This window comes from Sphaerisporangium album, from assembly GCF_003323745.1.
Lineage (GTDB): Bacteria > Actinomycetota > Actinomycetes > Streptosporangiales > Streptosporangiaceae > Sphaerisporangium > Sphaerisporangium album.
Genome location: NZ_QOIL01000017.1, coordinates 184,656 through 198,418, shown reverse-complemented (window position 1 = coordinate 198,418; position 13,763 = coordinate 184,656). Strand labels below are relative to the sequence as shown.

Annotated in this window: 1 protein-coding gene; it reads left to right on the top strand. The window is 74.3% G+C overall.

Going from position 1 to position 13,763, the window contains the following annotated elements:
* Positions 1-82 precede the first annotated feature (82 nt).
* The gene (locus tag DQ384_RS42375; RefSeq protein WP_220183167.1) at positions 83-13,762 is read left to right on the top strand and encodes an amino acid adenylation domain-containing protein; all 13,680 of its coding nucleotides are present in this window, start codon (positions 83-85) and stop codon (positions 13,760-13,762) included.
* Position 13,763 lies beyond the last annotated feature (1 nt).

Sequence of the window (13,763 nt, the reverse complement as noted above, 5' to 3'; positions counted from 1 at the left end):
GGGCGACTGCTCAGTCTTGAGCAGGCGGCACCGGGCCGCGTCCGTAGCGTCGGGAAGCGGGAGGAGGGCCATGGAGTCGAACGTGAGTGTCCTTGAGACGGTCGTCCGGTTGCTCGATGACGTGCTGCCCGGCGACGCGAAGCTGAGCCCGGACTCGGTCCTTCGGGACCACGGGCTGGACTCGATCTCCGCGGTGCGGGTGTGGTTCGAGATCCAGCGCGAGTTCTCGCTGGATCTTCCCGTCGAACGGCTCGGCGAGTGCGCCACCCCGGCCCAGCTCGCCGCGCGCATAGCCGGGGAACTGGGCGCCGAGGGCCCGCCGCCGCCCGCGCCAGGTGGCCGGGAGACGGCAGGACGGCGCACCCCGCGCGAGGGCGAGCCGGCCGGGCCCGTCGTGACCGCGCGTCCCGGCGATCGTTTCGAGCCGTTCCCGCTCACCCCCCTCCAGCAGGCGTACCTCATGGGCCAGGACGGCGACCTCACCGAGGACCCCGTCGGCTGCCACGTGTACCGGGAGTTCCGGGTCGAGGGGCTCGACCCCGCGCGCCTCGAAGCCGCCTGGCGTCGGGTCGTGGACCACCATGACGCGCTGCGCCTGGTCATCGGCGAGGACGGCACCCAGCGCGTGCTCGAACACACCCCCGACTGGACACTGCCCGTCCACGACGGCTCGCCCGAGGACGTCCATGAGGGTTCGCCCGAGGACGTCCGCGACGCTTCGCCCGAGGATGTCCTCGACGGTTCTGCCGAGGGCGTTCGCGACCGCCTCACCCGGCACGTCTACGAGGCCGGTGTGTGGCCGCCGTTCTCGGTCGAGGTGACCCTCCCGGGCACCGTCCACTTCGGCATCGACGCGAGCGTGACCGACGGGCGCGGGCTGGACGTCATCCTGCGGGACTGGTGGCGCTGCTACCGCGACCCCTCCCACGAGCTCACCGGCGCCCCCGTCTCGCTCCGGGACTGCGTGACCGCGCTGGACACCTACCGGGGCAGCGCCGGGTACAGCGCGGACCTGGACTACTGGAGGCGGCGCCTCGACGGCATGCCGCCAGGCCCGCGCATCGCCTCCGAACGGCCGGACGGCTCACCGGGCACGGCCTCGTCCGGACCGCCGGACGACTCGCGGCACACGGCCACGTCCGCGCGTTCGGACGGTCTGCGGCACACGGCCGCGCCGGTGCGTTCGGACGGCCTGGGGCGCGCGGCCGTGACCGGAGCCGGACGCCCGGAGGGCCTGAGGCGCGTGGCCATGACCGGCGCGTTGTCGCCCGACGAATGGGGTTCCCTGCGGCGCGTCGCCGCCGATCTCGGGGTGTCCCCGACCTCCCTGGTGCTCACCCTCTTCGCCGAGGCGCTCGCCCGCGCGGACGGCGAGCCGTTCTCGCTCGCGCTCACGACGACCGCCCGCGCCTGGCTGCCCCGTGAGGTCGACGAGGTGGTGGGCCCGTTCACCTCGACGGCCGTGTTCCCCGCGGAGACCACGCTCGGCGAGCCCCTGGACGAGGCCGTGCGCGCGGTCCACCACCGGCTGTGGAGTGACCTCGGGCACGCGTCGGTGCCCGGCGTCGCGGTCACGCGCGAGTTGCGCGCCGAGGTGCCGGCGGTGAGCGCGCCCCTGCCCGTGGTGTTCACGAGCCTGCTGGACGCCCGGCCCGACGACGCCGTGCCCCCGGTCACGTACGCGCTGAGCCGCACGTCGGGCGTGGCGCTCGACCACCAGATGTGGGAGCACGGGGGGGACCTGCGGTTCCGCTGGGACGTGACGCCGGACCGGTTCGCGCCCGGCGTGCTGGATGTCGTCTTCGCGGCCTTCGTCAACTCACTGCGCGTCCTCGCCGCCGACGGGGACGCCGTGGAGGGGCCGCTGAACGAACTGCAGAAGGCGTACTACGTCGCCCGCGCCAACGGCTCGTGCGCCTATGACGGCTGTCAGGTCTACCACAGCTTCCACGTCCGCGACCTGGACGTGGACCGGCTCTCGGCCGCCTGGACGCGCCTGGTCGCCGCCTACGACGCGCTGCGCTCGGAGGTGACCCACGACGGCCGGCTGCGGACCAGACCGAGGGCGCCGGAGACCTGGACGATCCCCGTCGTGGACGCCGTCGCCCCCGACGAGATGGCCGCGAACGCCTACCCGCTGGGCCGCTGGCCGCAGTGGGACCTGCGGGTGTCCCGCACGGGCCGAGCCGACGGCCGCGACGCGCACAGCGGCGGCCGGGACGGGTACAGCGGCGGCCGGGACGGTTACGGCGGCGGCCGCGACCGCCTTGACCGCTTCGGCGGCTTTGACGGCATGGTTCACGTGGCGATCGACCTCACCGTGCTCGACGGCCGGAGCATTCACGTCGTCCTGCGTGAGCTGTTCCGCCTCTACACCGACCCCGGCGCCCATATCCGGGAACCGGCGCCGGCCGGGCAGCACGTCCCCGCTCCCGTCCGCGACGACGGCTACTGGGCGGAGCGGTTCGACGGCATGCCGCCCGGCCCCCCGCTGAGCTCACCGCCCATGCCCCGGATCCGGCTGAGCGGGAGCATCGAGGAGAGCGAGGGGGCCGAGATCTCCGACGAGGCCGTCCTCGCCGCGCTGACCGCAGCCCTGTCCTCGCGCTTCACCGACCCGTTCACCGTCGCCGTGGTCCGCTGGACCCCGGAGTCCGAGCCCCGCCGACCTGGCGAGTTCACCGCGCTGAGCTGGGTCACCACGCCCGGCCGTCCCAAGGACGCGGCGGAGGCGGCGGACGCGGACCACGCGGCGGAGGCGGAGGACGCCTACCGCCGTCAGATCGAGGCCGACGCCGAGCACGGCACCCTCGAAGGACTCGGCGCGCTGCGCGGCATCGTCATGAAGGAGCGGCGGCGGCGCGCGTACGGCTTCCCCGTCGTCTATACGAGCACACTGGACCTGTCCGGCCATCCCCTCCCGGAGGGCGTGGAGCCCGGCCCCTGGATGACCTACACCCCGGACGTCGGCCTGGACTGCATCGTCGTCAGGGAAGGGGGGCGGCTCGGCTACTTCTGGGACGCGGTCGAGGCCGGGTTCCCCGGCGGTGGCCTCGCCGACCTGTTCGACGCGTTCGAGCAGGCCCTGCGCGCCCGGCGAGCCGCCGACGGCGACCCGGTTCCCCAGGCGGGACCCCGCGCCCGCGGGGGCACGTTCCCGCAGGCCGGACGCCTCGCCGACCGGGACGCCGTCCCGCAGGCCGGGCGGCCCGATCGGGACACGATCCTCTACGAGTGGAACGACACCGCCCGAGAGGTCCCCGAGCAGCGCCCCGTCCACCTGCTGTTCGAGGAGCGGGCCAGGACGCGGCCGGACGCGGTCGCCGTCCGCACCCGGGCCGGCACGACCACCTACGGCGAGCTCAACGGCCGCGCCAACGCCATCGCCTGGCGGCTCAAGGAGATGGGCGCCGGGCCGGGGACCGTCGTCGGCGTCCGCCTGTGCCGCGGCGCCGACATGGTCGCCGCCGTCTTCGGCATCCTCAAGGCGGGCGGCGCGTACCTGCCGGTCGAGCCCGCGCTCCCGGACGGCCGTGCCCGCGTCATGCTGGACGACGCGGGCGCGGACATCGTCCTGACCTGCTCGGGGACCGGCGGCTGGGCCGTGCCGGACCACGTGCGCGTCCTCGACCTGGACCTCGACCTCGGCGCCGGGGAGCCCGGTGACCCCGAGCCGGTGAACACCGCCGACGACCTCGCGTACGTGATCTTCACCTCGGGCAGCACGGGCAGGCCCAAGGGCGTCGCCGTCACCCATCGGCCGCTGCTCAACCTGCTCAGCTGGTGTGACCGGACCTTCGGCTTCGACGCTTCCGACGTCGGGCTGTGCGTGACCTCGCTCGGCTTCGACCTGTCGGTGTTCGACATCTTCGGCCTCCTCGGCCGCGGCGCCTCGCTCTACGTCGCCGACGAGGCGCAGCAGCGCGACCCCGAGATGCTGCTCGACGTCCTGCTCACCGAGCCGATCACGTTCTGGAACTCCGCGCCCACCACCCTGAACCAGCTCGCGCCGCTGTTCCCGGACCGGCGCGGCGCCGAGGGCACCGGAGACCTGCGCCTGGTCTTCCTCAGCGGCGACTACACCCCGCTGCCGCTGCCCGGCGCCGTGCGCGGCCTGTTCCCCCGCGCCAAGATCGTCAGCCTGGGGGGCGCGACCGAGGCCACCGTGTGGTCCAACTACTTCGAGGTCGGCGAGGTCGACCCGGAGTGGCGCAGCATCCCGTACGGCAGGCCGATCGACAACTGCCGGTACTACATCCTCGACGAGGACCTCGAACCCTGCCCGGTCGGCGTCGAAGGCGACCTGTTCATCGCGGGGGACTGCCTCAGCCTGGGGTACCGCAACCAGCCCGAGCTGACCCGCGAGCGGTTCGTCCCCGACCCGTTCGCGAGGGAGCCGGGACAACGCATGTACCGGACGGGGGACCGCGCCGCCTACTTCCCCGACGGCACCATCACCTTCCTCGGCCGGGCCGACACCCAGGTCAAGATCCGCGGGTTCCGGGTGGAGCCGGGCGAGATCGAGCACCGGCTGCGCTCGCACCCGGGCGTGGGGGACGTCGTCGTGCTGGCCCGCGACGACCCGTCGGGAGAGCGGAAGCTGGTCGGCTACGTGATCGCCGAGACCGCGCCGCCCCCGTCCGTCGCCGATCTTCGCGCGTACGCGGCCGAGACGCTGCCCGCGTACATGGTGCCCAACCACATCGCCTTCGTCCCGACCTTCCCGGCCACGCCCAACGGCAAGCTGGACCGCGACGCCCTGCCCTGGCCTCTGACCGGCCCCTTGCCGGCGGGCGAACCGGTCGCGGCGAGCCGATCGGAAGCCGCCGACGATTCGGTCACGGTGGACGAACCGGAGCCGGGCGTCGAGACGGCCGGAGCGGCCGAGGCGGGCGCGTCGGCGGAGCCGGCCGAAGCCGCCGCGCCGTCCGAGCTGGTGGAGGAGCTCTCGGCGTTGTTCGCCGAGCTGCTCGCCGTCCCCGCCGTCGACCCCGGCCAGGACCTCTGGGACCAGGGCGCGACGTCGTTCACGATGGTCCAGGTCTCCAAGGCCCTGCGCAGGAGCCACGGGCGGCGCGTCCCGGTCTCGTCCCTGCTGGACGACCCGACGGTCAACGCGATCGCGGCGATCGTCGCGGGCACCGTCCCCGGCGAGTCGCCCACCCCCGCAGCCGAGCCCGTCCGGCCGCCGGAGGGCGCCGCGCCGCCGGAGCCGGTCGTACAGCCCGAGCCCCGCGCCCACGCACGTTCCTCCCGCCCGGCGGAACCCGGCGGACCGGAGGCGGCGTCGGACGACGGGCCCGGGGCGGTCGAGTTCTTCTCGCCCGAGGACCGCGCGCGGTTCAAGGAAGCGGCGTGGAACCTGCGGCCGATGGAACCCGACGCCAGCCTGATCCGCCTGGACCGGCTGGACGTGGCCGAAGAGCACTACGCCTGGCGGTCCAGCACGCGCGAGTTCCGCCCCGGTCCGATCCCGTACCGCTCGTTCTGCAGGCTGCTCGGCCTGCTGCGCGAGACCTCGGCCGGCGGACGCGAGCGCCACCTCTACCCGTCCGCGGGCGACACCTACGCCGTCCAGGTGTACGTGCACGTCACGCGTGGCGCGGTGGACGGGATCGCCGAGGGCGTCTACTACTACAACCCTCGGGAGCACGTCCTCCAGCTCGTCAACGACCGTCCGGACCTCGACCGGTCCGTCCACTTCGTTTACAACCGCCCGGTGTACGACCGGGCCGGGTTCAGCCTGTACCTCGTCGGCCAGACCAAGGCCATCGAGCCCCTGTACGGCGAGCAGAGCCTGCGCTACCTCACCCTGGAGGCGGGCTACCTCGGCCAGCTCCTGATGAGCGGCCAGGCCGCGTGCGGCGTCGGCCTGTGCCCGATCGGCGACGTGAGCTTCGGACCGCTCCGCGACCGGCTCGCGCTGGACGACGGCCACCGCTTCCTCCAGGCGTTCCTGGGCGGTCCCGCCGACCACCCGCCGCAGGCGTCCGAGACGGGCGAGACGCCGCCGTTCGCGGGCCGGGCCGCCCGCGCCGCGTCGGCCGTCAACGACGGACCCGGGGACGGCGTCGCGGTCATCGGCATGGCCGGCCGCTACCCCGGCGCCGGCGACCTGGACGCCTTCTGGCGGAACCTCAGCTCGGGAGTCTCCTCCATCGTGCCGGGCGCGCGCGGCGGCGTGCCGGGCGGCTACCTCGACCACATCGACCGGTTCGACAGCCTGCTGTTCCACATCTCGCCGCAGGAGGCCAGGACCCTGGACCCGCAGCTCCGGCTCCTGCTGCACAGCGTGTGGGAGTGCCTGGAGAACGCCGGCCACACGGCCGCGTCCCTGCGCCGCGCCGCGCCGCGGGTCGGCGTCTTCGTGGGATCGATGTGGCACGACTACCAGCACGCCGGGGCCGCCGCCTGGCGCGAGGGCGGTGACGCGGTCGTCTCGGCCACCTCCTCCGAGACAGCCAACCGCGTCTCCCACTTCTTCGGCTTCACGGGGCCGAGCATCGCGGTGGACACCTCGTGCTCCTCGGCGCTCACCGCCCTGCACCTCGCGGCGGCGAGCCTGCGCCGCGGCGAGTGCGACGCGGCCGTCGTGGGCGGCGTCAACCTGGTCGCCGACCCGTACCACACGGGCGTCCTCGCCGGGCTCGGCCTTCTCGCCGATAACCCCGCCGGACGTGCCTACGACGCAGACAACCCGGGCTGGACGGTCGGCGAGGGCGCCGGCGCGCTGCTGCTGCGCCCCGCCGCCGACGCCGTGCGGGAGCGCGACGTCGTCCACGCGATCGTCCAGGCCACCTGGACGGCGCACGCGGGTCGCGCCGGCCGGTTCACCGCGCCCAGCGCCGACGCCATGGCCGAGTCGATGCGGCGGACCCTGGAACGGGCCGGGGTCGACCCCGGCGACGTCTGCTACGTCGAGTGCGCCGCCGCCGGGGCCGGTCTCGCCGACGCGGCCGAGGTGGAGGCGCTGACCCGGGTCTTCGGGGATCGGGAGGAACCGGTCGCCGTGGGCACGGTCAAGCCGAACATCGGCCACCTGGAGGCCGCGTCCGGGATGTCCCAGCTCACCAAAGTGCTGCTGCAGATGCGGCACGGGCGCATCGCGCCGACGCTGATGTCCGATCGGCCCAACCCCCTGGTCGAACTCGACGGCGCGGCGATCGAGGTGGCCGACCGGCTCGGCGTCTGGGAGCACGAGCCGCGCATCGCTCTGGTGAACTCCTTCGGCGCGACGGGCACCCACGCGCACGCGCTGGTCCGCGCGCCCGCGCGGCATGAGCGGTACGTCCCGGCGCGTCCCGACGGGGTTTCCCACGCCGTCCTGCTGTCGGCGGCCGGGGACGAGCAGCTGCGCGTGTCGGCCCGGCGGCTGCTCGACCACCTGGAGCTGGACGCGGACGCCCGCCCGGCGCTCGCCGACCTCGCGTTCACCACCCAGACGGGCCGGGCGTCTCTGGCACACCGCCTGGCGGTCACCTGCTCCGACCTGGACGGACTCCGGGACGGGCTACGGGCCCACCTCGCCGGCGAGCGTCACGCGGCGCTCGCCACCGGCGTCGTGGAAGCCCCACGCGCCGACGCCGGGGAGCGGCCCGGCACGGAGGCCGAGGCCGCCACCGCGTGGCTTTCTGGCCAGGAGGTGACCTGGGAGGACTACTGGCCCACGCCCGCGTCACGCGTGCCCCTGCCGACGTATCCGTTCGCCGCGGAGCCGTACTGGATCCGGGAGCCGTACTGGATCTGGGCCACCTCTGACCACGGCCATGCCGGGCCCCGGACGAGGTCCGGCGTCCCGGCTGGACCCGCTGATCACGAGCGATCCGGTCCTTCCGCCGGGTTCGCCGAGCCGACGGAGAGGGCTGACGGCCGCGACCTGTGGGAATACCTCAAGGAGATCTACGCCGAGGCGTCCGGGATCCCGGCGGACCGGCTGAGCCCGCACGTGCCGCTGGAGGACTACGGGCTGACGTCGTTCATCGTGGCCCGGCTCAACGCGCGCCTGGAGAAGGACCTCGGCGAACGCTCCCGCACCCTCTTCTTCGAGCACACCGACCTCGCCGGCGTCGCCACGGCACTCGCGAAACGCGTCACGACCCACCGCCACACCCCGGGCGCGCCCGCGCGGCCGTCGAACGGGGAGAGCCCCGCAGCGGTGCCGGGCGCGGAGCTGAACGTCGTGCCGGACCCGGAGATGATCTCGGACCCGGAGGTGATCTCGGACGCGGACGTGATCTCGGACGCGGACGTGATGGCGGACGCGATGGCCGACGGCATCGCGGTCATCGGCATCGCGGGCCGGTATCCGGACGCGCCCGATCTGGACGCGCTGTGGGAGAACCTGGCCGCGGGCCGCGACTCCACCACGCGCGTACCGCCGGAGCGGGTCCGTGACGACCGGTCCGCCGACCTCATGCGGGGCGGCTTCCTCGCCGGCGTCGAGAAGTTCGACCCGTTCCTGTTCGGCATCACCCCGCGCGACGCCGCGCTGATGGACCCGCAGGAGCGCATCTTCCTCGAGGTGGCCTGGGAGACCCTTGAGGACGCCGGATACCCGAGATCACGGCTGCGCGCGCGGCACGGCTCGAACGTCGCCGTCTACGCGGGGGTCATGCACAACGAGTACCCGTACTTCGGCGTCGAGAACACCCTGCTCGGCTCGCCGCAGGACACCGGCGCCACGCCCGCCGGCATCGCCAACCGCGTCTCCTACCACCTCGACCTCACCGGCCCGAGCATGTCGATCGACACGATGTGCTCCTCGTCGCTGACCGCGCTGCACCTGGCGGTCCGGGCGCTGCGCCAGGGCGAGTGCGAGCTGGCCCTGGTCGGCGGCGTCAACCTGTCCCTGCACCCGAACAAGTTCATCCAGCAGGCGCGGATGAAGATGTCGGCCGGGGACGGAGTCTGCCGCAGCTTCGGCGCGGGAGGCGACGGGTTCGTCCCGGCGGAGGTCGCGGGAGCCGTCCTGCTCAAGCCACTGGCCAGGGCCCGGGCCGACGGCGACCGCATCCACGCCGTGATCAGGGGAACCGCCGTCCTGCACACGGGCAGGACGAACGGCTGGGTCGTGCCGAGCCCCGTCATGGAGGGCGAGGTCGTGCGCAGGGCCCTGGCGGACGCGGGACTCCAGGCCGCCGACATCGGCTACGTCGAGTGCCATGCCCCGGGCACGGACCTCGGCGACCCGATCGAGGCGAACGCGCTCACGCGGGCATTCGGGGACGCCGGGCTGGAGCCGGGCAGCGTGCCCATCGGCTCGATCAAGTCCAACTTCGGGCACGGCGAGGCGGGGGCGGGCATCGCCGGGCTCACCAAGATCGTGCTACAGCTGCGGCACCGCAGGCTCGTGCCCTCCCTGCACGCCGAGGAGCTCAACCCCAACATCGACTGGGCGCGGGTGCCGTTCCGGGTCCAGCGCGAACTGTCCGACTGGCCCGAGGGCCGCGACGGCGGCCCGCGCCGCGCGGGCCTCAGCTCGTTCGGCGCCGGCGGCACGGTGGCCCACGCGATCATCGAGGAGTACGCGGCCCAACGGGACGCGGTCGTGGGCGGTGACCAAGACGGCCGGGCAGGCGAGGAGCGGGACGGAGGCCTCGGCGATGCCGGGGTCGCTGCCACGGTGGGTCACGCCGGCCCGGAGCTGGTCGTTCTGTCCGCGCGTGACGAGGATCGGCTGCGCGCGGTGTGCGTCCGGCTGGCCGAGTTCCTGCGCCGCGGCCGTCACCCGGTCGACTCGGCCGCCCTCGTGCGGGACCTGCGCCGCATCGCCTCCGGGCAGACGCGCACGGACCTGTCCGCCGGCGCGCTCGCCGCGCACCTCGTTCGCACCTACGACGAGCAGCGGGGACCGCGCCTGGCGGATGTCGCCCACACGCTCCAGGTCGGCCGCGAACCGCTGCGCGAGCGCCTGGCCCTGGTCGTCACCGACCTCGCCGAGCTGTGCGACCGGCTTGAGCGGTTCGCGCGCGGCGAGGAGGCCGGCGTCCTGCGCGGCCGGGCCACCGCGGGTGACGAGGGACGCGAACCGGCGTCATGGCGGGACTTCTCGCCCGATCTGCGGGCACTGGGCCACCACTGGGTGACCGGTGGGCATGTGGACTGGGAACGGCGGCGCAGCGGCCCCGCCCGGATCGTGGCCCTGCCGACCTACCCGTTCACCCGAATGCACTGCTGGGTCCCGGTCCCCGCCCCGGCCCCGCAGGCCCCCGCCGTGGCCTCTGAGAAGGGCTGGAGGACGGTGCCGGGGGAGCGGCCGGCCGAGGTTCCGCTTTATGAGAAGGTCTGGGCCGAGGCTGAGGGCCTGCCCGAGACCTGGGCCGGCGGCATCGGCCTTGGCGGTGCCGGCGCCGCCGGGAGCGTCCTGTGCCTGTGCGACGAGGCATCGCGGGGGCTCGCCGAAGAGGTGGCCGGCGCGCTCGGCCGGGACAGGGCCGTCCTGGCGCCTGAGCCCCGGGCGGACCTCGATCTGCCCGCCGACCTGGTCGGATGGATCGACCTGTGCGATCTCGGGCGCACCGACCCGTCCGGGGAGCTGGACCGGCTTCGGTTGCTCCAGCGGGCTCTGGGGGGCCGCGCCGACCTCAGGGTGCTCCACGTGACCCGCGGCCTGCTCGACCTGGACGGCCCCCCGCCCAGCCTGGCCGGGGCGCGTATGGCCTCGTTCGTCCGCATGCTCGCGGCCGAGTACGGGGGAGTGGCGGCCACCGTCCTCGACACCGACCGTCCGGACGCCGGGGCCGTCCTCGCCGAGTGGGCCACGACCGGCCCCTACGGCGAGATCTGCCACCGGGGCGGCAAGCGGTACCGTCCTCGGCTGCGCCCGCTCGCCGCTCCCCACGCCGAGCCACGGCCGGACCCCGACGCCGTCTACGTGATCAGCGGCGGAACCCGGGGCCTGGGCGCGCTGGTGGCCCGGCACCTCGTGACGCGAGGCGCCAGGAAACTCGCGCTGCTCGGCGAGCGGCCGCTACCGCCCCGCGACGAGTGGGACGCGGCCGGTAATGGCCGACGGGGCAGGGACGGTCACTCCACCGCGACGGCGGAGGCGGTCGAGGGCGTGCGGGCGCTGGAGCGGGCCGGTGCGACGGTGATGGTGCACACGGGCCCGCTGACGGACCGCGCGGACGTCACGGCGTTCCTGGCGGCCGTGCGCGACGACCTGGGGCGCGTCGCGGGCGTGGTCCACTGCGCCGGGCGGGGCAGCCAGGGCCGCCCGGCGCTCGCGCACAAGGACATCGAGGACATCGAGGCGGTGCTGGCTCCCAAGACCGGCGGCCTGGAGGTCCTGGCCGACGCCTGCGCGCGGGACAGGCTCGACTTCTTCGTGATGTTCTCCTCCATCAGCGCCGCCGTCCCCCGGCTGGCGGCCGGGGTGTCGGACTACGCCGCCGCGAACGCCTTCCTGGACTTGTACGCCGGGCACAGGCGACGCGCCGGGCGTTCCGAGTTCAGGTCCATCGACTGGCCGCAGTGGCGCGAGTCCGGCGCGGCACGGGGCAGGCCCAACGCCTGCGCCTCCGTGGGCATCGCGACCATCGGGGACGACGAGGGCCTACGGGTGCTCGACCGGGTGCTGGCCCTGCCGCTCGGCGCCACGGTCGTGCCCTGCCCGCCCGAGGACGGCATGCCCGACCCGGAGGAGCTTCTCGCCGTCTCACGGGCCTCATCGCAGGCCCCGTCCGGGGAGCCGCCCGGGCCCCTGTCCGGGACTCCGGCCGAGACCCGGTCGCAGGCCGCGTCGGGGACGGCGCCCCGGCGTGCTCGGACCGCGGAGCCGAGGCCGGGCCCGGACTGGCTGGCGGAGCTGTTCTCCCGGACGCTCGGCATCCCCCTGGACGCGCTCGACCCCACGATGGAGTTCGGCGACATGGGCGTGGAGTCGGTGATGCTGGCCGAGCTGGTCCAGCGCATCGAGGAGAGGCTGGGCCGGAGCCTGGAGCCCTCGGCCCTGCTCGACCACCCGACCCTGGACGAACTACGCGAGCACCTGGGCGTCCACGGGACGACCGCGCCCGGAACGCCTGGCCAGGCGACCATGGCGCAGGGAAGCGACGGACTCGGCGGGCTCACCGTGGCCGAAGGAGACGCCGGGCGCGACCAGGTCACCGGTGCCGGCGACCCCGTCGGCCTCGGTCAGGTCGGCACGGCCGACGAGACCAGTAGGCGCGGCGAGGTCAACGGTGCGCCCGAGCCCGTCACGCGCACTCAGGGCGGGCCGGGGGACGAGGCCGGGGCGGCTGCGGGGTTTCGGGTGCTGACGGCGGGCCGTGGGCGCGCGGGGACTCCGGCCGGTACCGACGGGAAGGTCGCGATCATCGGCATGGCGTGCCGTCTGCCCGACGCCCCCGACATCTCTACCTTCTGGGACAACCTGCTGTCAGGAGCCTGCGCGGTGCGCGAGGTGCCGGAATCGCGCTGGGATCACCGCGTCCTCTACGCCCCCGAGCCCGCGCTCGGCCGAAGCATCAGCAAGTGGGGAGCGTTCGTCGACGGCATCGAGGACTTCGACCCCGCCTACTTCGGCATGACCGACGACGAGGCCAGGGCCCTGGACCCGGCGATCCGCCTCGTCCTGGAGTGCTGCGCCACGACCGTGACCGACGCCGGGTACGACCGGGCGGACCTGCGCGGACGCGACCTCGGCGCCTTCATGGGCGCCAGGATGTCGGACTACGGACGCCGCGCCGGCGTACGCCCGGGAGGGCTGGCGGCGGACCAGAACTTCATCGCGGCCAGGGTGGCCCACCACTTCGACCTGCGCGGCCCCAACCTCGTCGTCGACAGCGCCTGCTCCTCCGCGCTGGTCGGCGTGAAGCTGGCCTGCCAGAGCCTGCTGGCGGGCGAGGCCGAGATGGCGTTCGCGGGCGGCGTGGAGGTGCTGCTGGACGAGAACGACTACCTGCAGCTCAGCGCGGCCAAGGCGCTGTCCCCGACGGGCAGGTGCCACACGTTCGACGAGCGCGCCGACGGCTTCGTCCCCGGCGAGGGCTGCGGCGTCGTCCTGCTCAAGCCGCTCGCGGCCGCCCTCGCCGACGGCGACCGGGTGCACGCCGTCATCGAGTCCGTCGCGGTGAACAACGACGGGCACACCATGGGGATCACCACGCCCAACCCCAAGGCCCAGGCCGAGGTCGTACGCCGGGCCCTGGCGGGCGCGGACCGCACCGCGCGGGACATCGGCCTGATCGAGGCGCACGGTACCGGCACGCTGATCGGCGACCCGATCGAGCTGCGCGCCCTGACCGAGGTGTTCCGCGAGACCACCGCCGAGACGGGCGTCTGCGCGATCGGCAGCGTGAAGTCCAACATCGGGCACACGCTGACCGCCGCGGGCATCGCGGGCCTGTTGAAGGCCGCGCTCGCCGTGGAGTCCGGGCGGATCCCGGCCACGCTCTCGTGCGAGAGGCCCAACCCCCGGTTCGACTTCGCCGCCTCCCCGTTCCATCCCAGCACCGAGACGCGCGACTGGCCCTCCGGCGGGCGCCCGCGCGTCGCCGGGGTCAGCTCGTTCGGCTTGGGCGGCACCAACGCCCACCTCGTCCTGAGCGAACTGGAACCGCGGATGCGCGACGGGGCGCCGCCTCCGCGTGAGCCCCGGCCGGCGCCCGTCTTCGACCGCAGGCGGCTCTGGTACGACAAGCCCGAAGCGGCGCGGAAGGCGCGAACGCCGGCCGAGCGGACGGGGCGGCCGAGCGTACCTCTCTCGATCCTCGACCTGGAACTCACGATGAACGGCGACCGCGCGAAAAGGGGTGCCTGAA